Origin of the sequence: Serratia liquefaciens ATCC 27592, assembly GCF_000422085.1 — a bacterium.
GTDB lineage: Bacteria > Pseudomonadota > Gammaproteobacteria > Enterobacterales > Enterobacteriaceae > Serratia > Serratia liquefaciens.
This window is the reverse complement of the sequence record NC_021741.1, coordinates 893,829-915,844: the sequence shown is the minus strand read 5'-3', so window position 1 is coordinate 915,844 and position 22,016 is coordinate 893,829. Positions and strand designations below refer to the sequence as shown.

Sequence of the window (22,016 nt, the reverse complement as noted above, 5' to 3'; positions counted from 1 at the left end):
TTTTTGAGCGAGGAATGTACAGCTCGGGGGGCTATGGGCCGCCAAACTGGGCGACCCGCTGGGGATCAGAACTGCCAACGCAGCCAGGCGAAGAACACGTTGCCGTTATTATAGGTGCCAGGAATATAAGTGGCCTGGAAGGTCAGACGCTTATAACCGATAGAAGCCAAAGGCAACGGGGCCGGGATAGGAATGTAATTCCAGTTATCTCGCGCAGTGACACTGGCGGTGAAGCCCAGACCCAGTCGGAAGTCCTTGTCGTCCAGAGGACGCCAGATCTTCTCATAAGCGTAACCGCCGATCGGCTCCCACTTATTGAATGAATCCTTGAATGCCATCAGATAGATACCGTGCCAGTCACCGTCGCTGTCGTAACGCGAAATACCATAGCCGGCGCCCCAGGGGCGCTCGTTGTACTTATCGATATGTTCGTCGTCGTAAGTCCAGCGGTTATGCCAGGTGATGGCCGGCAGATAAATGTCTTTATTCGGCGAGTTGTTCCAGGTTTCCGCCACGTTATCGGTGAAACGCTGCCACAACCCCGGTTTTTCAGCCTGCGCCGCGCTGCCATTTTCTGCACCAACCTCAGCGTAAGAAGGTAGTGCAGGAAATAGCAGCGCCACTGAGCAAGCCAAAATTGTCCGTTTAAAAAACATCATCAAACTCCTGTAAAAAATAAGGCCGGCGATTCTTACCGATCGACCCATCAAGATCAAGCTGTATCTTATTTATCCAACTGCTTTCTCCTACCTCGTTGTCACTTGGTTAAGTTTAGCCGCAGATAAAGGGAAACGCGCCCGGCGGGTCGACTCCGGGCGCTCAGGCTACTGCGCTCCCTATGCACCGTCTGTCGGAATACTCCGCAATAATGCCGCTGCCGAAGTAAAACCCGGTGGCTCACCAGCCTGCTAGCGAACTTCTTTCCTGCTCTGAACGTAGCGAAATCTTTACTGCCGCCCAAAGAGCAACTGTAATCGCCGTCACGCTTTTCGTGGGTTTTCTCCCCCCATTTTGCGGCAATCTCAATAACCTCAAGGCCCTGTCAGGCGACACGACTGTAAATTTGCAGTTACATCGCTGTTTTAGAGACCTGCAACGGCGAAAACGGATGACTTCCCACCGTCATTTTTAGCGGCAGACAAAAGTACCGGTGATCATCCCGTGCGCCATGTTCCGGCCACAGTCGCCATATTTCACATATCTATTACATTTGGTGAAAAATACCACCCACAACATCGCTGCGGTTAATCCCCCTCACCCCCAACGTAAACCCGCAAATACAACAAACTACCCTCTCATGCGCCCCACTCAACTTGAACAAGCCGATAGTTTAAATAATTGTTAAAGCTAATGAGCATGACCCGGTCTGCAAGGGCTGAACGTTTATTGAATTGCTCATAACACAACATCGCCAGCAAGTTATTTGCTGCTCTCTGCCTGATAAAAGAAAGATAAAAAATCCGGAGAAACACATGAAAATCACTATCGGGGCATTCATCCTGCAACAGCTCCGCACCCTGAACATCGATCGTATTTATGGCGTACCCGGCGACTATAATCTGGCGCTGCTGGAATTGATCGAGCACGACAGCAATATCGAATTTATTGGCAACTGCAATGAGCTGAATGCATCCTACGCGGCCGACGGTTATGCACGGTTAAAAGGGGCTGGGGCACTGATCACCACCTACGGCGTCGGCGATCTGGCCGCGCTGTCCGGCATTGCCGGGGCTTACGCCGAGTCCGCACCGGTTGTCTGCCTGGCCGGTACCCCGCCGCTGCACGCAATGAAAAATCATGAGCTGCTGCACCACACGCTGGCGGACGGCAATTTTGATAACGTCATGAACTGTTTTAAACAATTCACCGTCGCCCAAGCGTTGATCACGCCAGAAAATGCGGCGGTGGAGATCCCTCGCGTTATTTCCCGTGCCTGGACGGAAAAGAAACCGGTTTATTTACAGTTACCTTCTGATATTTGTGATGTGGAAATTGAAATCACTCAGGCAATGGTCGCGCCGCAATTGCCAGCCAGCGACCAATATAATGTCCAGTTGGCGGCCATGGCATTGCTGGCGCGAATAAAACAGGCAAAGAAATCGATTATTCTGGTCGACCAAATGGTGGATCGCTTTCAACTGCAGCAATTAGTGATCGAGGTCGCACATAAATTTGCCATTCCCCTCACCAATATGCCGACGGCCAAATGCATCATTCCGGAAACCACGCCGGGTTGGATGGGCGGTTACAGCGGCAACCTTTCGCGCCCCGAACTCTATGAACATATGGCGCACGCCGACTGCGTGCTGAGCTTTGGCGTTCGCCTGGTGGACTCCACAACCGGGTATTTTTCGCACCAGATCCCGGCTGACGCGCAAATTGATATTCAGCCGTTCTCCGTGAAGCTGGGCACGACCTCTTACCCGGCAGTGGCGACCGCCGACCTGTTGCAGGCGCTGCTGGCACTGGGTGAAGAGGTAACAGGCCACCCGCCGACACCCCTGCCTGAAGCGCGGCATCGGTTGGCAACGCCCAGCGATGCCCCTATCGATCAGGCTTATTTATGGCAACGCATACAACGCTTTATTCGCGCCGATGACGTAATTGTGGTGGAGAATGGCACCTCAGGCGCGGCGATTGGCGGCATGCGTATGCCGGACGGTGTTCAGGTGGTCAATCAACCGATCTGGGGCTCGATTGGCTATACCCTGCCGGCGCTGCTGGGGACCATGATGGCCGCACCAGACCGCCGGCATCTGCTGTTCATTGGCGACGGTTCTTTCCAACTGACCGCTCAGGAAGTTTCCACCCTGCTGCGCTACGATCAGAAGCCGATTATCTTCTTGATTAACAATGATGGTTACACCATCGAACGTTATATTCTTGGCGAGAACTCGTCGTACAACGATATCGGCCCCTGGGACTACGCCAAACTGCCGGCGGTGCTCAATACCCAGGCGAAACCGTTCAGCGTGGCGGTAGAAACTACCCACCAGTTGGAATTGGCGCTGGAACACGCCTCGCGTCAGGAGCGGCTGGCCTTTATCGAAGTTAAGGTGCCGATGATGGACACCCCGCCGGTGATGAAGGAATTCTGCAACCGCTGCAATAACTTTAACTTCGGCTTGACCAACCCGCGTCGCGCTTAACCGCGTCAACATCCGCCGTAGCTCAATGCGCGGCGGATCCCTCCAGACCTTGCACCACCTGCCGCTGCAAACTTTGCAGCAGCGGGTGTTGTCGCAGGTTTAACCTGCCGAAGCGCGCGTCATGCAGCGTTGGCGCCGCTCATCCACCCGTTTGGCAAACCAGGCGGTGGTCAGCTTACGGGTGATTTTCGGGCTTTCCAACTGAATGCCTGGCAGCATTTCCCGCGGCAGTTTCTTGCCGGTGGTTTTCTCTGCCAGCGCATACACCCGCTCATACAGGTCGGTATCGGCAAATTCGGGCAGGTCCCCCTTCTCCAGCGCCCGGCGAATTGCCGAGTCGCTCATATTGAGCCGCTTGCCGAGGGTACGCACCGCCAGCTCGGTGGTGCCGGGTTTGTCGGTGCCGTAGTTAATCAAGTCGCCATCCAGTGCCAACGGAATGCCCGTCGTGCGGCTGACCGCACTTTGGAAAGCGGCGTTGCGGCTGGCGTACCAACCGGCATTGAAGTCGGCGAAGCGGTAGATCGGCTGGCTGTAGTCAGCCGGGTAACCCAACAGGTGGGCAATACCGAAATACATGCCGCCGCGGCGGCTGAACACTTCACGGCGGATCGAGCCGTCGATCGGATACGGATAACCTTTGGCATGCGCCTCGGCAAAGGCGATGCTGACCTGCATCGGCCCGGCGGTATGCACCGGGTTCAGGCTGCCAAACAGCTTTTGCCCCATCGGCACCGAATCAATCATATCGTCAAAGATATCGCTCAGGTCTTTTTCGGTGCGAACCTTATCCAAACGCTCGCTGTAGCTCTTGCCGTTCGATGACTTGATCAGCAAAGCGGTATGCACCAGAAAGTTGGGAATATGCAACTGATCAGCGCGGCGGTCGATCTCTTTCCAGGCGATTTTGGGCAGCCCCGGCACCGGCGGATTGGCCTGGAAGGTCGACTCCTGCTCGGTTACCGCCAGCACTGAACACAGGTTTTGGTCGCTGGGCTCGATACCCTGTGCGGCAAAAGCGGCGGTGATATCGGTGGCCCAGCCCTGGCGATCGGCGGTGTTAGCCGGCATCAAACGCACCAGTTGAGCTTTGACGTCAGCCGGGCGTTGCACCGGTGAAGTCGTGGTGGTTTTCGTGGTACAACCGGCCAGCACCAGCAGCGCGGCCAGGCTCAACGGACGCAAGGTCATCGGGTTGATAAAACGGCGAATTGGCATCTTTTCCCTGATCGTTTTGACATACACTGCAGTGACGTTAGCCCAGCAGCGGACCCCGATCCAGTCTAAATGTGTTGATTCGGAGCTGAGAGCAGGCGTCTGCCAGGAAATACACCTTAAAGGAATGACCGTGGGGTTAAGCATCTTGCCTTGCTCACTTCTAATCACACCTTTCATGATCGCGGGCATTTTCAACGAACCGATAAACATGTATTTTATATGCAACATATAAAATCATTTTATTCGCCCACACCGGGGCAACGCAAAATTTGAGGAGAGACGCATGAATGAGCTGCTGTGTTATAAAACCCTGCAGGTATGGAACAGCGTGACGCTGCCGGAGAGTTTCCAGCAAAAGCACAACACCCAAAGCGGCACCTGGGCCAAACTCACGCTGCTGAGCGGCACCCTGACCTTTGCGTTGATGACCGAAGATGGCGAAACTACCGAAACCTGGCAGTTCAGCCCTGAGAGCCAGCCGCCGTTTATCGAACCACAGCAATGGCACCGCATCGTTTCATTTTCCGATGATATGACCTGCCAACTGGCTTTCTACTGTTCACCGGAGGATTACTACCACAAAAAGCACCAACTGACGCGCACCCATTCCGAGGTGATCGAAGCCGTGCAGCGCATAAAACCCGGCAAAGCGCTGGATCTGGGCTGCGGCGGCGGGCGCAACTCGCTCTATCTCAATCTGAAAGGCTTTGACGTCACCGCCTGGGACAAACATGGCCCGTCGATCGACAACCTCAATAGCATCATCGATAGCGAAGGACTGACGCACATTCGCGCCAGCGTGCAAGACCTCAATGCTCACACCTTCAACGGCGATTACGACTTTATTCTTTCCACCGTGGTGTTTATGTTCCTCAGCCGCGAGCGAATTCCAGGGCTGGTAAAAAACATGCAGGACAGCACCCTGAACGGCGGTTACAACCTGATTGTCGCCGCGATGGATACTCCGGATTACCCTTGCAGTCTGCCCTTCCCCTTCACCTTTAAACCGGGCGAGCTTAAGGAGTATTACGCCGACTGGGAAATCCTGAAGTACAACGAGGATGTCGGCCAACTGCACAAAACCGACGCCGCCGGTAACCGCATTTCACTGCGCTTTGCCACGCTGCTGGCGCGTAAACCCTAAAATCCCTTCAATTGGCGCCGCTCGATGCAGTATTGACTGGCGCCGACCTGTAGCAAAATACGGCAAACAACATGAAGTTTAATACGTTGCCAACCCGCCGCTGCGGCGTTAGGATCGCGCCCGGCTACGGGTGTAGCCAGTGTTATTGGCTGTCAGTTCCGCGCATGGAGAGGTTATTGTGTTAGAGAGTTTTGGCGTCCTGAATCTTTGGACCTATCTGGCCGGGGTGGTATTTATCATCATTCTGCCAGGCCCGAATACGCTGTACGTACTGAAGACCGGTGTGACACGTGGCGTACGTGCCGGTTATACCGCCGCGCTGGGCGTGTTTATCGGCGATGCGATCCTGATTTTCTGCGCCTATATTGGCGTGGCTTCACTGATCCGTACCACGCCGTTCCTGTTTACCCTGGTGCGTTTTCTCGGCGCAATTTACCTGCTGTTCCTCGGTGCGAAAATTCTCTACGCCACCTTTATCCAGAAAAATGCGGCGCAGCAACAACAGATTGAAGGCGGCCACAGCATCCTGCGCAAATCGCTGACGCTCAGCCTGACCAACCCGAAAGCGATCCTGTTCTACGTGTCGTTCTTCGTGCAGTTTATCGACTTCAACTATGCGCACACCGGCCTGTCGTTCACCATTCTGGCGCTGATCCTCGAATCGGTCAGTTTTATCTACATGACCACGCTGATCTTCTCCGGCGCGATGCTGGCGCACTTCTTTAACCATAAGAAAGGCCTGGCAAAACTGGGTAATGGCCTGATCGGCCTGCTGTTCCTCGGCTTCGCCACTCGTTTGGCCACCCTCAGCTCCTAGTTCGCCGCATTAACGGCTGATCCCCTCAGCCGTTTTCTCTACTCTGTCACGCACGACAAACCGAATGTCAGACAGACGAAAGCCCTCCTTCTCTGCCTGCTATAGACTTTTAAGGTTAACGATAGCGACCTTTTTTGTCTGACAGGAGGGCATATGCCTGACAATAACGTAGCAGTGATGGACAGCGTTTCGCGTTTTCTCGATCGCCATCATGGGCTGTATATCGACGGCCAATGGTGTGGTTCCACCGCCGAAGGCCGGCTGGCGGTGTATAACCCCGCCAATGGACAACAAATTTCCTCCACCGCCGACGCCAACGCGCAAGACGTCGCACGCGCCGTACAATCAGCCCATCAGGCTTTTACCTCTGGGGTCTGGGCGCAACGTTTACCTGCCGAGCGCGAGCGTATTTTATTGCGCTATGCCGATTTGGTTGAACAACACACCGAAGAACTGGCCCAGTTGGAAACGCTGGAACAGGGCAAGTCGATCAATATTGCCCGCATGTTCGAGGTAGGCTGCACGCTAAACTGGATGCGCTACACCGCCGGGCTGACTACCAAGATCACCGGCCAAACCCTGGACGTGTCGATCCCCATGCCGCCGGGGGCCAAATATCAGGTGTATACCCGTAAAGAGCCGATTGGCGTGGTGGCAGGCATTGTGCCGTGGAACTTCCCGCTGATGATCGGTATGTGGAAAGTGATGCCAGCGCTGGCCGCAGGTTGTTCCATCGTGATCAAACCCTCGGAGACCACACCGCTCACCCTGCTGCGCATGGCTGAACTGGCGACCGAAGCCGGCATTCCACCGGGGGTATTCAACGTGGTGACGGGTAAAGGTACCGGCTGCGGCAAAGCGCTGACCGAACACCCGCTGATCGCCAAAGTGAGCTTCACCGGCTCCACGCCGGTCGGCAAAGGCATCGCCCGCGCAGCGGCGGACCGGCTGACACGCGTGACGCTGGAGCTGGGCGGTAAAAACCCGGCCATCGTGCTGAAAGATGCCGACCCGCAGCAGGTTATCGAAGGCCTGATGGCGGGCAGTTTCCTGAACCAGGGGCAGGTGTGCGCCGCCAGCTCGCGGATTTATATTGAAGCGCCAATCTACGACACTTTGGTGGCCGGGTTCGAGCTGGCGGTGAAATCCCTGTCCGTCGGACCGGGCATGGATGCCAGTGCGCAGATCAACCCACTGGTTTCCAGCGACCACCGCAATAAAGTGGCGGCCTATCTGGACGATGCCAGATCCAAGCACGCTGAGTTGATCAGCGGCGCGACCGGGCCGGACTCGCAAGGGTTCTATATTCCGCCGACGCTGGTAATTAACCCGGACGACAAGCTGAACCTGACGCGCGAAGAAGTGTTTGGCCCGGTGGTCAATCTGATCCGCGTGGCGGATGCTGAAGAAGCGTTGCGCAAAGCCAACGACACCGACTACGGCCTGACCGCCAGCCTGTGGACCACCAGCCTGCAAGCGGCGATGGCCTTCACGCCACGAATTCAGGCCGGCACGGTGTGGGTCAACACCCATACGCTGATCGACGCCAACATGCCTTTCGGCGGCTTCAAACAATCGGGTAGCGGCCGTGATTTCGGCCCGGACTGGCTGGATGCTTATACCGAATCCAAATCGGTGTGCATTCGTTACTGAACCGCGCCTTAATGGCCAGTAGCGCCCTTCAGAGCGCTACTGATACTGCTGATAAACATAAAATGTTTGTCAGCAGGCGCTAAAGGTTTTGAAAATAGATCAGGAAAATCAAATTATTGATTTTCGGCTGATAACTCAAAGGGGGAAAAACCACGCTTTTATCCCCCTTTGTCAATAATCTGAGTAGCGCCTTAAGGGCGCTACTGATACTGCTTGCGGTATTCGCTGGGCGAAACGCCAAAACGGCTTTTGAAGGCGGTGGAGAAATGGCTGTGATCGGCAAAACCCCAGTCATGGCCGATAGTGACCAACTTTTGCCGCTCAGGCGCCGTGCGTAGCGCCTGAGCGCACAAATCAAGACGGCGGTGCTTGATATATTGCGCCACCACCAGTCCCTGACGGGCAAACATCCGGTACAGGCTGCGTACCGAAACGCCCAGTTCAGCGGCGATCCACTCAGGCCGCAACTGCGGCGACTGGATATGCGTATCGATAAACGCCAGCGTTCGGGTGAAAGCCTGCGGGAAAACCTCCGCTCCCACTTCAGGTTCCACCAGCGCCGGGCGCAACAGAGTTGCCACGGCACTGAGTATCGCCTCGCTCTCCGGTGCGCTCATCTGCGCGTCCTGCATGCAGCCCAAGACCAGTTGCCGACTGAGGCGCGCCATGCTGCTTTGCCCATCCAGCCGTCGTGCGAATTGCAGATCGCTAAAACGTGCCGACCGTTCGAAATAGCTGCGCGGCATCAGTAATGAGATTTGGCGGGAGTCCTGTTGAAAGGTAAAACTGCTGGTACGTGAAGCGTCGATCAGCGTGACGTCACCGGCGGACAAGACTGCCTGTCGGTCACCCTGCTCCATCAATGAACTGCCGCGCAGTTGAAAGACCGTGAAAAAATGCGAGCCGTCGCTGCGGTTAATTTCTTTTTGGGTTCGATACAGGCGGGTTTGCGTCGCATCCACCACGCTCATACGTAACGCGTGGGCACGAAACTCCTGCATCGCGCCGCTAAATCCCGGCCCCAGAGTTCGGGCGCAGAACCGGCCGCAGGCGGAGTTGATTTTCGCCAACCACTCTTCGAAGCCAACCTCCCTGACCGGTACGGAAATTGCCATGGATCCCCCCTTCACACATCAGCGATGGACGCGTTCGAACCGCAAGCGGCAATGAACAGAAAATCAACATAACAACCCAGTAACATACAAGCAATGCCGACAGTGGGATCTGGCGCTGGGATCACAAATTGCGCCTTATGGCTCCAGACATGAAAAACCCGGCCGTAGCCGGGTTGATAAAAACGGGAGAATCGGGAGGATTAAGGCTGGCTATCCAGCAGATAACGCACCACGGCCGCGTATTCTTTTGCATAGCCGTCAACGCTTTGGCTCGCCATTCCGGCATTATCGATTTTGTACTTGCCGGAGACATAAAACGATGGGGTTGCCCGTACGTCCAGCGCTTTCACCGCTTCATTCTGCTTCGCAATCAAGCCCTTCACCAACAGGCTGTGGCGCGCATTTTCATAGGCCGCGGCATCTACGCCGGCGGCGGCAAACACCCACTGAATATCCTCTTCACTGTTGATGGCGCGCTTTTTTTGCAGCTCGTCGAACAGCAGGCCTTCGATTTTATCCTCGATGCCCATCACCATCGCGATCGACCAGGCTTCAGTCAGCTCATTGCCCAATTTGCCCATCAGGCCGACATGATATTTGGTCAGCTTGGTGCCCTCAGGCAGCGCCTGGCTGACGGTGCTGCCCACATGGTAGGTTTCGGCAAACTGATAACAAGGGCCGCAATAAAAAGAGAAAAACTCCACCACCGCAGGGGCTGACGCCACCGGTTTATCCAGGCGAGAATATTGCTCGCCAGCACGGTAATCCGCCGCCACGGCGACAGCAGGAAGCAATAGCGCCAGGAGCGCACCGGCGAACAACCGATTAACTTTAGCCAACATAACTACTCCAATTCAGATGAGAACATTGTCCCTAACGGCGGTGTTTATAATCAAATTATCGGAACAAGACCAGTTTTTATTACCTTGTGTTTATGTGGGATTGGCTCACATCAAGGGGCCATGCGGGCCGTCAGTGGCGTTCTGCGCCCCAGACGTCATGCTACACAACCGCCTCAGAAGAGGCGGCAGCGAAATGAGTATGCCGTTAATTAATAACAACATTGGTGAGTATGGATTCACTGCGGACAAGAAGACTTATGCCAAGAATACGCTGCGTCAGCCTTCACTGACGCAGCGGGATCACACTCAGTTTTTTGGCAGTTGAATACGGACAACGCTTTCCGGTTTGCCGGCTTTGGTGCTGGCTCCGTCATTCTTCACCGTCACGAACAACACGTTGTTGCTGGTGTCCAGCGCCAGGCTGTTAGGGTGCGGCGGCAGTTCTACGGTTTGCAGGCGCTTGAGGCTGTTTGAATCAAACACCGTCAACGTACCTGCGCCATGATCGACGCGGATCCCTTTGCGGTTGGCGACGTACACACGCTGGTTGCGATCGTCCAACAGCAGGCCAATTGGCACTTCATCGGTCAGTTCGCTGGCCAACACTTTGCCGCTGTCCGCATCCAGCGCAAACACCCGGTGACCGCTGCTGCGCTTCACGTAGTCGCGCTCAAGGTGGGTATTGCGGTAGTTGTCGCGGTCGATCCCCTGATCCACCCCTAACAGACGGTTATTCTTCCCGTCGTACACCAGGTTCAGCAGCTGATCCGCTTGAATCTCTTTGGTAGAGGTGATCGCCAGGGTATCGGCATTCAGGGTAATCAGTTGCCCCTGCATGTTAGAGACAAATACGCGCCGTCCTTTCTCATCCAGAGTGATGCCCACCGCGTTGTAGCCGAAACCGGGGATCATTTTCTCCAGCTTTTGAGTCCGGGTGTTGACCACAAACAGCACGCTATCTACCCCAAAACCCAACCCCGGCAAGAACAGGCGGCCGCTCTGCGCGTCATACTTCATTTCGCGGATGCGGTACTGGTAGTCTTCAGTGATCTTGAAGCGCTTAAGCTCCTTGAGCAGGAACTCCAGGCGCTTGCCGCTGATACCGGCCTCCTTGTAGGTCTGCTCCAGCATCGTTTTTTCGGTCACCGGAATGCTGTCCAGCGCACGGTTGGTGGTGGTATCCACCACGCCGACCGAGCCATTGAACCCTTGAGTCAGATACAGCCGGTGGCCGGCATCATCCAGGGCTACGCCGAACCCCTTCACCTGCAGAGGGATCTCCGCCTGCACCGCCAACGTGGTCGGATCCAGACGCAACACGCGGGATTTCGCCTCTTCCTTCCAGTCCGGTGCGCTGACGAACAGCGACTTCTGGCTTGGGCTGTAGGCCATTTCCACCAGCGCCGACGACAACGGCTGGCGCTTGATATCCTGCTGAGAGATCCCTGCGTCACGGGCCTGCGCCGCACCGGCCACCACCAACGACGTTGCAATCAACAGCGACAGTAAAGCGCGGGGTGTTCCTATTGTTCCAGACATCCGTTTATCTCCATGAAAGTAATAAAGTCAGTTAGGGTGAACAACGTTATTGCTGTGGCGCCGGCGGCAAGGCCGACAGTGGCATGTCCCCGCCGGCCTGTTGGGCAAAGTGAGAGAACACGTGCTGAATAGTTGCAGCGATCAACCCCGCCTGTTGCGCGGTGTAATGATCGGTACGGTAGGTCATCATCACGCGCAGGGATTTCACGCCGTCGAGGTTTTCTTCCATCACTTCAAACTGCAAACCGAGCAGCGATTCGGTTTTCTCCGGCTCCACCTGACGATAGGCCACCGTGCTGCCGTCCTGCAGGGTAAATGCCCCGTTCAGCTTGATACGGCTGTGGATCTGAATGAACACTTCGAACATGTGGTTCTTGCGGTCGGCATGAGCACCAAACAGCCCTTCTTCCACCAGATCGATAGGAATATCGGTGTAAGGCATAGAACCATTGATGGTGTTTTTCACCTGGTCAATCAGCCCAGCGACCGTCAGCTGGTCGGCGAAGCGCACCCGGTGCACCACCACCGTGGTGAAGTAGCCGATGGTGTCAAAGAACTCGGCGTCGTTACGGCCGGAGGTGGAAGTCCCCACCAGCAGATCCGTCGGACCGCCCAACAGGCGCAGCGCCGTAGTGATACCGGCGTAGACCACGTTGAACAGTGAGGCGTTGTTCTTCCTGGCCTGCGCGTACAACCCCTCAGCCACCGTTGGTTCGACGTCAAATTCCAGCCATCCGCCGTTGACGTCTGCATCGGCCGGGACTGCAGGATGGTGCGAAGGTTCCTGCTGGAACAGCGGCTGACCGACCGGCGCATCGCGCAGGTTATCGAGCCAATAGTCCAGGTGTTGCTGTGCGACGCCGCCGGCCTGCTGCTGCCGGGCAAAGGCATAAAACTGCGGCACTTCACCTTTCCACTGCGGCTTCTGCCCTGCCACACGGTGGCTGTAGGCGATGCCCAGCTCGTCCATCATCAGGTTCAGCGACCATTCATCCAGCACCACATGGTGGAACAGCAGCGAAAGCAGTTGCCGGCCGGTTGCCGCGTCACGCAGGAAGGTAGCGCGCAGCGGCAGCTCGCGGGTCAGATCAAAGCGGTGGTCGCCGGCCTTGGCCAACAGTTCGCTGGCGTTACCGGCCGGTGTTTCATAAGAGAAGTGGAACCACTCGTAATCGAGCAGTTCAGCCGCAGGCACGACCTGTTGGCGAACCTCCCCCTGATGTTCGATAAACAGTGAACGCAATACGCTGTGGCGCGTCATGACGTCGATAAACGCCTGACGCAGGGCCATTTCATCCACCGGATCGAGGAAATTGATGGCGAAAGGCAGATTGAAAATCTCGTCGTGACCGAAGGCCTCGTACACTTTCCACAGGGAGTGCTGGGCCAGCGACAGCGGTGCCTGGACCACCTCATCCCGCAGCTGCGTACTGGGCGCTTGTACCGCCGGTGCCGTAACCGCCTGACGTTTGGCGTAGGCCGACAGCCCTCGGGCCGTGGCGTGACTGAACAGGTCGTTAATGTTGAGTTCGATACGGTGCAGGCTTAACAAGCGACCGATGACGCGGGTCGCGACCAGCGAATGCCCGCCGCGATCGAAGAAATCTTCATCGACGGTCATGTCCGGCGCCACCAGGGCATCGCGGAATTCCGCCAGGATCAATTGGGCGATTTCATCATTTTCTTGTTGTTGTGCATCCTCTCCCGCCAGGACAGCTTCGGGCTGGGCCAACGGTTGCTCAGCGGCAGGCAGCAGGGCTGTCGTGATCGTCCGTCCGGCGAGATAAGCGACGAACTGCTCCAGCAGGAACGGCGCGACATGCGGGGTCAGGCGCGGATCCGCCACTAGCTCCAACACCATCGAGTCCGGCTCGGGCAGGCTCAAAGCCAGCATCAGTTCAAAAGGCGTATGCAGCGGCGGTAACAGCAGGCGTTCAGCGTTAACCCCATCCAACTGCAGCGCCACCGAAGGATCCGCCAGCCAGCTCACCAGAAGCTGAGCCAATTCTGGGTTGGGCGCTTCCGCCGTTTGCTGTGCCAGCAGTCGGCTTTCCGCCTCCTGATCCGCAGGCTGCAAGGTCAGGCGTTTCAATCGGCTGGCGCCCTGCCAGCCGTCCATACCGTTCGCCTGTTGTGCGTCGTCGAGCGGCACGCACAACTGCACCGGTTGCCCGCCGGACTGAGCGGCGATAAAGCGGCCAAAGCGAACGGTGATCGCCGCCAGTAAGGTGGTTGGGTTATCGGTTACGGGCAAAATCTTGCGCGCCACGCGGGTCGCTATACGTACCCCGGCCTGCGCCAGACGTTCGTCCTGTGCTGCCAATTGTCGGTAGTCCCGCAGCGCTGTCGCATGGCGTGGCCACGGCAGAACCAGCTCCGTCGCTTCCGGCAATGGATTATTCAGTGCAACCGGCGACAGAGTGTCCGGGACTGGCAGGGGATCATGGCGATTATACAGCGCCGACAGCATCGTCAATAATTGTCGACACGACAGCCTTTCAGCCAAAATATCGTGGGCAACGACGCCCAGCACCGAACCGGCACCGGTAAACAGCAGAAAACGAAGCGGCGCTTCGCTTGCCAACTCAAGAGGCGTCGCCTGCGCTTGCAACAGACGGCTTACCGCCTGCTGTTCGTCCGCGACAGGCTGAATGCTCACCGGATTCAGCGTTGCGTTGCCGCGCAGTTTGCGTAAGCCTTGCTCATCGTCGAAATCGTAACGAACGTCCAGTTCCGGCATCAGTCGGGTCAGAGCCTCCAGCGCGCTGGCCAGTCTGCCGATATCCGGCTCGCCGCCCAGCCGCCAGGCCATCGCCTGCTGGCAACCGCCGTCGCCGCGCTGCTGGTGCATGAACCACGCCAGTTCTTCCGCTTCGCTCAATGGCTGTGAGGCATCCGCCGCCCGCTCGCCCAGCGTCTGAAACGCCAGGTCCAGACGCTGGGCCTCGTCATCGCTGAGAATATTGTCAAAATAACCGCTCACTGCTCTATCTCCTTGTGCCCGGCCATACCGGAACCTCGGGGGAACGCGGGTCATAAACAGGGACGTATCTACCACAGATCGCTGACAAACTCGCGCAAGCGCCAACAATCCAAGGCGTGAATACGCCCCTGCTGCAGACCGATTGCTATCGCATCAGAATGTCAGTTCCAGCGCCGCACCGATCATGCGTGGACGCTGCTGAGTCGCGGTGTAGACGTCGTTGCCGCTGACCATCACGCGACGTTCCGAGTCAAACAGGTTCTGCGCATACAGGGTGGCGCGGCCATAGGCGAAGGTGTACGCCAGTTGAGTATTCGCCGACCAGTAAGATCCGATGCGCCCGCGAGAGTCGTTGTCGTACTGCGAGTAGTAGGAGTCCGAGAACGCCACGTTGCCGCTCAGTTCCAACCCGGCCATCAACTGGTACTTGGCGCCCATGTTGGCGGTATAAGCCGGCGCACGCGCCAGTTCATGCCCATCTACGCCGCTGCCCGAGAACTTCTTGATCTTGGTCTTCAGCAGACCGACGTTCGTGAACAGTTCGAAGTCCCAACGCGGCTGCCAGGTCGCCCCCATTTCCGCGCCGTAGGTTTCCACCTTGTCGGCATTGCGGATCACCGAGGAGTTCGGCCCCAGGGAATACGGCAGCTGCATGTCCTTGTAGTCGTTGTAGAAGATGTTGCTGGTCAGGATGACGTTGGCATCTTTCAGGTGGTGACGGGTGTACAACTCATAGTTCCAGACATATTCCGAACCATAGGTGTAATTGACTACCGGCGTGCCGATGGTGATGCCTGCGCCACCGGCGTTATAGCCGCGCGCCACCTTGGCGCCGTAGGTCTGGGTATCCGTCGGTTTCCAGGCCAGATCCAGCTTCGGCAGGAATACGTCGTAGGTTTCATCGAAATCGATACGCACGGCCTTGCTGCCGCCGGTACGCTGACGGTGCTCGCGTTCCAAACGGCTGGCGGCGGTGATATCCACCTTCGGCGTGATGGCGTAGGTCAGCTCGGCAAAGGCCGAGTTGGTGTCGGTTTTATCCTTGAAGGTCGAACCGCCGAAAATATTAACGAACTCATCCTGCTTGGAGTGGAAATAACGCAACCCCGCCAGCCCGCGCAGGCGGCTGTCTGGCCCACCAAAACGCGCCACCGGCTCCACGTGCACCTCTTTTCCGCCGATATCGGCGTACGGCAAGGCATAAGCCGTAGGACGGTTAATATTGAAGTCGGTATAAATAACGCGGTTTTCCAGCGTCAGGCTGTCGGATTGCTCCCAGGACAGATCCCAAACGCCGCTGTTGGTGTTGCTTTTAAACACCGCTCGGCGCGGATCGTGGCGCAGGCTGGTCGGGTGAACCAGCGGGTTGAGGCTCTCGTTTTGTGGCGAGGTGCTGCCAAAGTGGTTAAAGGTCAGCTTGGTGGTCAGCTCGCGCAGGCCTGCCGGATTGAACAACAGTTTGGCACGTGCGGTAGTGGCTTCAACCTCACGCGGATCGCCCACCGGCTCATAAGCAGGAAGATCGACATCGCTGCGGCGACGCTGGCGATCGACGCTGACGCGGAACGCCAGTTGATCTTCCACCAGCGGGCCTGAAACCATAGCGGACAATTGCGAAGAGTGCTGGTTGCCCGCACCGCCCTTGAAGGCACTCTCCCAATCGAAAGTGGGATCCTTACTGGCCATCACGATCGCACCGGCAATGGCGTTACGCCCCTGAATATAGCTCTGCGGGCCGAGGAACACTTCGACGCGATCCAGATCCCACAGCGACTGCGGGCCATAGGCCTGCTCGTTATAGGTCAGGGAGCGACCATCCAGAGACAAATTGAGGCGCGGACGGGTGCCGCTGAGGAAGGCGTTGGCGCCGGTGTTCGGGCCGGAGCCGTCGATACCGCGTACGGTGGGCAGATCGTTACCGATGCCAACATCCATGACGTTGGCCGTCATGCGTAATAAATCGGGGATCTGCAACGCATTGGGCATAGCGGCGATCCGCTCACTGTCGAACACCTGCACGCTGGAGCCGGTGTCGAAAATGCTGCGCTTTATCTTTTCGCCGGTCACCAGCAGGCTTTCGGAGTCCTGCCAATTATCGTTACGTTTGCTGTCGGCGGCTTCCTGCACCTTTTCGTCCACTGCGGCGGCATTAACGCTGCCCACAGATAAAGAACAAAGACCCAGAAAGAGTGAGGAAAATGCCCCAATGGCTTGCAAGCCTGCTTTTTCCTTGTTTCCTACGATTTTATGCCTTTGAGCCGCTGAATGCTTGCTCATAGATGTATTCTCCTTTCATCCCAGATGCACAAAAATATGTTTTATTTCACATAGGTAACGACGCTGATTCTCACACTGACAATGGCATTGCGGCCTTCCTGACCTTGCTATTGCATATCCCTGCCGCAGACAGCCGCCCCACCCCAGATAAACCGGGGGCGGACGCAGATTTTTTGTCTGGAAACGTAAAGAAATGTTAATAATGATAATATTTTACATTTTTTAATGCAAATCATTATCAACTAAACAAATAAACAGGATGCGCAGCGGGTAAAGTGCTGAACGATAAAACGCAGTTATTGTGGGTTCTATAAAACCAATAATTTCAATTAAAATGAATATAAAACATAATTATATCAGTATTAATATTTTCTATAAGCGAGCGAGAATCTCCCCTTTCCACATTACCCTTACGTTTTATACCAACAAATAAAAATAGTAATAATTTTCATTCCCATTAACATTGCAATATATTCTTACAGTCTCTCAATACTGATGGAAACCCGATGAAAGCGTTGACCACGATGCAGGCCGCCTACTGGGTAGGTCGGCAATCCGAAGCGCCGCTGGGGGGCGTATCCGCCCACCTGTATGCGGAATTTAACTGCTGCGACCTGGACGTCGAACGACTGAGACAGGCCGTTGCCGCCCTTTACCTGCATCACCCTATGTTGCGCCTGTGCATCACGGCCGATGGCCAGCAGACCATCAGCCCCTGCGGCCCTGAGCATGGCCTGCATCTGGACGATTTCAGCCAGTTCGATACCCCCGAAGCGAGCCACCGGCTCACAGCCAAACGGCAGCAAAAAAGCAGCCAAAAACTGCCGCTGGAACAAGGTATCCCCTGCGATATCAGCCTCAGCCTGCTGCCGGGCGGCCACAGCAGGCTGCATGTTGATCTGGATATGATCGCCGGCGATGCCATGGGTTTCCGCGTGTTGATGGAGGATTTGGCGCGGTTTTATCACCAATGTCCGGCATCCCCCGCCGACAATGGCGTACCCTACTTTGACTATCTGGATCGTCACTATGCCGATACCGCGCAGCAGTCACGTCGCACTCGCGCTCAGGCCTGGTGGCGTGAACGCCTGCCTCAGCTGCCGCCGGCACCACACCTGTTGCGCACGCCGGATATTTGCCGCAGCGATCGGCTGGCGCTGCAACTGAGCGCGAGCGAAACCAAAGCGCTGGAGGATGCCGCCAGAGCGCACGGCATCACGCTGTCATCCCTGTTTCTGGCGCTGTTTGCCGTTACCGTCGGCCATGGCTGGAACATGCCGCGCTTCAGGCTCAACGTGCCGCTGTTCCACCGGGATGAAGCCAACCTCGCCCCGATCATTGGCGACTTCTCTAACCTGGTGCTGCTGGGCGTGGAGCTGAACCCGGCTGAAAACTTGCCGGCTTTCAGCCGCCGCCTGATGGCCCAGCTGGCGGAGTTAATAGCTCACGCCGATTACCCCGGCGTCAGCGTGATGCGCGATTTGTCGCGCCTGCAAGGCAGCATGCAGCCTTCACCCGTCGTGTTTACCGCCGGGTTTGGCATCCGTGGCAAAGCGTTGTTTTCTGACAACGTCACCCGCACCTTTGGCCCGCTGGAGTGGGTAATTTCCCAGGGGCCGCAGGTGGCGCTGGACGCGCAGGTGGCACACGCCAACGGCGGCATTCTGATCAACTGGGACGTCCGCCTGGACGCCTTCCCTGATCGGCTGTTGCCGCAGCTGTTCGCCACTTACGGCGCCTTGCTGAAACGGGCCGCCAACCGGCCGGACAGCTTTAATCAGCCACTTTCGCAGTGGTTGGCGCAATGCTCCTCAGCGGGCCAGGCACGTCAGATGCCGGTTCGCCAACTGCTGCACCGGCTGCTGGCGCGGGTCGCGCCGGACGCCAGGCTGGGTGACGATGACGATATCCGTACCCTGCAACTGCCGCAGGACGCTCTGATGGCCCTATTGGCGGTACTTAACAAATACCTGCCGGTGGCGCTGGCGCCGAAGGATATAGAGGCGAACCCGACTCCGGCCGCTCTTGCCGCAGTGATCTGCGAGCGAGCCCCCAATGCCGCCGAGGGCGCTCAACTGTTATTGCAGGTGCTGGCACCCAAAGCCTGATACCGATCCGGGCGCGTGGTCTCATGCGCCCTGCTTTCTATTTCGTGGGTTAGTGACAATCAATAGGGAAATACCATGGAGACACCATTAAGCGCACTGCAGCAGGCTTACCTGCTCGGGCGCAGCGAACAATGGCCGCTCGGCGGCGTAGCGATGCACGACTTTCGCGAATATCGCGGTCTGGGACTGGATTTGGCCCGCCTGGAAAGCCGATTGAGCGAACTGGTGCAGCACTATGCGGCGCTGCGCACTTGCATCGATACCCAGCGTTTCACCCAACACGTGCGGGCAGAGGCCACGCTGAATCTGGATCGGCACGATCTGCGTGCGCTCGACCATCAGGCAGCGCAACGCCAATTGGCTGACTTGCGCGAGCAATATTCGCATCAGCGCCACGATCCCGCGCAGCCGTTGTGGCGTATTGCCGCCATTCAGTTCTCGGAGACGCAGGACGCCACCGGCAACCCCTACGACACCGTGATTTTCACCAGCTTCGACGCGCTGATCCTCGACGGCCAGGGTATCTCCACCGTCATCGCCCGGCTGTTCGACGACGCCCCGCTGCCGCCTGTCGTGCCGCCAAGCCCACCGGCTGCAGCCACGGCGGAACAGCGTCAGATTGATGCCGCCTACTGGCAAGCCAAGCTACAGGACGTCACCACGCCGTCGGCGTTGCCGTGGCGCACCCCGCTGGCCAATATCAAATCCTCTCGCTATCGCCGCGCCAACCTGACTTTGCCGCGCGAGGTTCTAAAACAGTTCTCGCGCCTAGGTTCCGCCCATGCCCTGCTGCGCAACAGCAGCCTTTCGGCTCTGATCCTCGATACGCTGGCGCAGTGGACCACCGACGGCGAACTCTGCGTCGGCGTGCCGGTGGCGTTTCCTGCGGCAAATGGTGCGCTCAGCAACGCCTCTACCTTTGTGGCGGTACGCTATTCCCGCCTGGGGGGCACCTTTATCAGCCGCGCCCAGGCCTTGCAGGACGACGTGCTGGGGGCGCTAGACCATCTGGCATTTTCCGGTGTTGATCTGGCGCGGCAGTTGCTAAACCTCAGCCAGGGTTCCCCGGCGCTGCCGGTGATCCTCACCAACTGCCTGGGGTGGGAGACGCTGCCTGGCAACGCGCCGGTTCGCTACCATGACGGCGTGACCCAGACGCCGCAGGTGGCGATCGATATCCGCCTGACACAAGATGCCGACAAGAACCTGCTGCTGTGCGTCGACTACGCCGAGCAGGCGTTGGATGGTGAGCAAGTTCAGGCAATGCTGGACGCATTGCAACGTCGGGTAATGTTGATGTGCCGGGACGGCGATGTGGAAATTCCCCCGCGCAATTTATCGATTACCAACATTACCGCCATAACCACAGCGAGACGTCATTCAGCGCTTACCCTTATCTTGCGCAGTTGGCCGACAGGTTGTTTAACGATCCGCAGCCGCGCCCCGCGTTAATCTGCGACCAACTAAGCCTGACGTACCCGGAATTGGGCCAACGGGTTAGCGCAGTGATGGCAAATCTGCAACAGCGTGGCCTGAAGCCAGGCAGCGTGCTGGCCTTGTATCTGGCGCGCAGCCCGGAGCATGTAACCATTTCACTCGCCTGTGCGCTGTTGGGCATTATCTGGGTGCCGATCGACATCAACTCACCGCCGGAACGTACCGCCTATCTGCTGACCAACTGCCGGCCGGATCTGGTGGTACACAAGGGTGAGCTGGACACCTCGTTCGGGGTTACGCCAGTGGAACTGCTTGACCCGACGGCGGGCGCCGCCAAGCTGCCGGACAGCCAGACGCTGACCGAGCGCAGCGTCAGCACCGAAGCCAGTTATTATCTGTATACCTCCGGTACCACCGGCAAACCGAAATGCGTGGTGCTCAATAACCGCGCCACCGCCAACGTTATCGGCCAGACCCTGCAGCGCTGGGCGGTCACCGCCGACGACGTGATGATTTCGGTCACGCCGCCGCACCACGATATGTCGATGTTTGATCTGTTCGGCTCGCTCAGCGCCGGTGCCACGCTGGTGTTACCGGCACCACATCAGGAAAAGGACGCCATCAGTTGGAACCAGTTGGTTGAGCGCCATGGCGTCAGCCTGTGGTGTTCGGTCCCCGCCATTCTGGAAATGCTGCTTACCTGTAAAACCGACGACAGCCTGCGTTCGCTGCGACTGGTGGCTCAGGGGGGCGATTACATCAAACCGGCGACGGTACAGCAATTGCGCGGCCTGCGTCCGGACATCAGCCTGTTCTCACTCGGTGGCCCGACCGAAACCACCATCTGGAGCATCTGGCACCCGCTAGCGCCGCAGGACACCGGCACCGTGCCTTATGGTCAGCCGCTGCCGGCTAACCAATACTTTATCTGCCATGACGACGGTACCCACTGCCCGACCGGCGTGGTCGGCCGCATCCACACCTCCGGGGTGAATCTGGCGCTGGGGTATCTGGAGGACGGTGATTTAAAACAACATGATTTCGTTACGCTGGAGGGGCCCGACGGGCAACCGCTGCGGGCCTTCCGTACCGGCGATCAGGGGTACTATCGTCCGGACGGCAATATCCTGTTCGCCAGCCGGGTGAACGGCTACGTGAAAATCCGTGGCGTGCGCGTTTCGCTGCCGGAAATTGAAGATGTGTTGCGCGGACACGAGGCTATTGTCGATATCGTGGTAGTGGATTACCCTGGCGGTGACAATGGCGAAGCGACGCTCGGGGCGATGTACCTCACCCACGACGGCAAACCGCTGTCGCTGGCGGCGATCCGCGCTTTTTCGACCGGCTACCTTCCTTGTACCCATATCCCGACACGCTTTATTCATACCGAGTTGCTGCCGCTGTCGGGTAACGGCAAGACCGACCGTCACCGCATCCGCGCAGCCTTCAGCGCCGATCGTGCCACTCCGGGCCTGAATGCCTGTGCGGCACCGCTGCCGAGCGCGCCACCGGCGCACAGCGGCAAGATCCTGTCGATCTATTTGCAGGCTATCGGCGCAACGCCGCGCCCGGAATGGGGAGAAGAAACGGCCTTTATCAGCATGGGGTTGAAGCTGCCACACATTCGCCAGGTGGCGGCGCAGCTTAACCAGGCCTTTGACACCCAACTGCCGCCAACGCTGTTAATCCCCTGCAAAAATGCGCGGGAAGTGGCGGCGTTGTTGGCACGTTAAA

General features: G+C 57.4%; 14 protein-coding genes. 7 read left to right on the top strand and 7 right to left on the bottom strand.

The window, feature by feature from the left end; translation table 11 throughout:
• Positions 1-65: 65 nt before the first annotated feature.
• Entirely contained in the window at positions 66-659 is a 594-nt protein-coding gene (pagP, locus tag M495_RS04185; RefSeq protein WP_170868519.1) for a lipid IV(A) palmitoyltransferase PagP, read from the bottom strand.
• 813 nt (positions 660-1,472) lie between these two features.
• Here pagP and M495_RS04180 point away from each other — a divergent pair.
• Positions 1,473-3,149, top strand: a complete 1,677-nt coding sequence (locus tag M495_RS04180; protein WP_020825397.1) for an alpha-keto acid decarboxylase family protein — start codon at positions 1,473-1,475, stop codon at positions 3,147-3,149.
• Between the two features lie 99 nt (positions 3,150-3,248).
• Here the strand turns inward: M495_RS04180 and M495_RS04175 are convergent, their stop codons facing one another.
• Positions 3,249-4,367 (bottom strand): DUF1615 domain-containing protein, encoded by a 1,119-nt coding sequence (locus M495_RS04175; RefSeq protein WP_020825396.1) that lies wholly within the window; start codon positions 4,365-4,367, stop codon positions 3,249-3,251.
• 283 nt (positions 4,368-4,650) lie between these two features.
• Here M495_RS04175 and tehB point away from each other — a divergent pair, with 283 nt between their 5' ends.
• From tehB to M495_RS04160, 3 genes are all read left to right on the top strand, one after another.
• Positions 4,651-5,511, top strand: coding sequence for an SAM-dependent methyltransferase TehB (gene tehB / locus M495_RS04170; protein ID WP_020825395.1), 861 nt, complete (start codon positions 4,651-4,653; stop codon positions 5,509-5,511).
• 178 nt (positions 5,512-5,689) lie between these two features.
• Positions 5,690-6,328 carry a leucine efflux protein LeuE gene (gene leuE / locus M495_RS04165; RefSeq protein ID WP_020825394.1) on the top strand — a complete coding sequence of 213 codons (639 nt, stop codon included), beginning with the start codon at positions 5,690-5,692 and terminating at the stop codon, positions 6,326-6,328.
• A gap of 153 nt (positions 6,329-6,481) precedes the next feature.
• Positions 6,482-7,981: an aldehyde dehydrogenase family protein gene (locus M495_RS04160; RefSeq protein ID WP_020825393.1), complete on the top strand. Its 1,500-nt coding sequence runs from the start codon at positions 6,482-6,484 to the stop codon at positions 7,979-7,981.
• Positions 7,982-8,181: 200 nt separating this feature from the next.
• On the opposite strand, the gene feaR is transcribed toward M495_RS04160, so the two are convergent.
• The 5 genes from feaR to M495_RS04135 form a co-directional block, all read right to left on the bottom strand.
• Positions 8,182-9,096 (bottom strand): transcriptional regulator FeaR, encoded by a 915-nt coding sequence (gene feaR, locus M495_RS04155; RefSeq protein ID WP_020825392.1) that lies wholly within the window; start codon positions 9,094-9,096, stop codon positions 8,182-8,184.
• Positions 9,097-9,296: 200 nt separating this feature from the next.
• Positions 9,297-9,938, bottom strand: coding sequence for a DsbA family protein (locus M495_RS04150; RefSeq protein WP_020825391.1), 642 nt, complete (start codon positions 9,936-9,938; stop codon positions 9,297-9,299).
• A gap of 306 nt (positions 9,939-10,244) precedes the next feature.
• Positions 10,245-11,477: a YncE family protein gene (locus M495_RS04145; protein ID WP_041414258.1), complete on the bottom strand. Its 1,233-nt coding sequence runs from the start codon at positions 11,475-11,477 to the stop codon at positions 10,245-10,247.
• A 46-nt stretch (positions 11,478-11,523) separates the two neighbouring features.
• Positions 11,524-14,460 (bottom strand): condensation domain-containing protein, encoded by a 2,937-nt coding sequence (locus M495_RS04140; protein ID WP_020825389.1) that lies wholly within the window; start codon positions 14,458-14,460, stop codon positions 11,524-11,526.
• 153 nt (positions 14,461-14,613) lie between these two features.
• Positions 14,614-16,737, bottom strand: coding sequence for a TonB-dependent receptor (locus M495_RS04135; RefSeq protein ID WP_020825388.1), 2,124 nt, complete (start codon positions 16,735-16,737; stop codon positions 14,614-14,616).
• Positions 16,738-17,243: 506 nt separating this feature from the next.
• On the opposite strand from M495_RS04135, the gene M495_RS04130 reads away from it, so the two are divergent.
• The 3 genes from M495_RS04130 to M495_RS25970 all read left to right on the top strand — a co-directional run bounded on the left by M495_RS04130 (position 17,244) and on the right by M495_RS25970 (position 22,015).
• A complete protein-coding gene (locus M495_RS04130) occupies positions 17,244-18,845 on the top strand; it encodes a condensation domain-containing protein (RefSeq protein ID WP_020825387.1) in 1,602 nt (533 codons plus the stop codon).
• Positions 18,846-18,920: 75 nt separating this feature from the next.
• Positions 18,921-20,297, top strand: coding sequence for a condensation domain-containing protein (locus M495_RS25975; protein WP_236615024.1), 1,377 nt, complete (start codon positions 18,921-18,923; stop codon positions 20,295-20,297).
• A complete protein-coding gene (locus M495_RS25970; RefSeq protein ID WP_236615034.1) occupies positions 20,252-22,015 on the top strand; it encodes an amino acid adenylation domain-containing protein in 1,764 nt (587 codons plus the stop codon). Before M495_RS25975 ends, M495_RS25970 begins: the two co-directional genes overlap by 46 nt.
• Position 22,016: the final 1 nt, after the last annotated feature.

Excerpts from the sequence above, each read along its gene's own strand:
- pagP (WP_170868519.1), bottom strand. The coding sequence starts at position 659 with ATGATGTTTTTTAAACGGACAATTTTGGCTTGCTCAGTGGCGCTGCTA.
- M495_RS04180 (WP_020825397.1), top strand. The coding sequence starts at position 1,473 with ATGAAAATCACTATCGGGGCATTCATCCTGCAACAGCTCCGCACCCTG.
- M495_RS04175 (WP_020825396.1), bottom strand. The coding sequence starts at position 4,367 with ATGCCAATTCGCCGTTTTATCAACCCGATGACCTTGCGTCCGTTGAGC.
- tehB (WP_020825395.1), top strand. The coding sequence starts at position 4,651 with ATGAATGAGCTGCTGTGTTATAAAACCCTGCAGGTATGGAACAGCGTG.
- M495_RS04160 (WP_020825393.1), top strand. The coding sequence starts at position 6,482 with ATGCCTGACAATAACGTAGCAGTGATGGACAGCGTTTCGCGTTTTCTC.
- feaR (WP_020825392.1), bottom strand. The coding sequence starts at position 9,096 with ATGGCAATTTCCGTACCGGTCAGGGAGGTTGGCTTCGAAGAGTGGTTG.
- M495_RS04150 (WP_020825391.1), bottom strand. The coding sequence starts at position 9,938 with ATGTTGGCTAAAGTTAATCGGTTGTTCGCCGGTGCGCTCCTGGCGCTA.
- M495_RS04145 (WP_041414258.1), bottom strand. The coding sequence starts at position 11,477 with ATGTCTGGAACAATAGGAACACCCCGCGCTTTACTGTCGCTGTTGATT.
- M495_RS04135 (WP_020825388.1), bottom strand. The coding sequence starts at position 16,737 with ATGAGCAAGCATTCAGCGGCTCAAAGGCATAAAATCGTAGGAAACAAG.
- M495_RS04130 (WP_020825387.1), top strand. The coding sequence starts at position 17,244 with ATGAAAGCGTTGACCACGATGCAGGCCGCCTACTGGGTAGGTCGGCAA.
- M495_RS25975 (WP_236615024.1), top strand. The coding sequence starts at position 18,921 with ATGGAGACACCATTAAGCGCACTGCAGCAGGCTTACCTGCTCGGGCGC.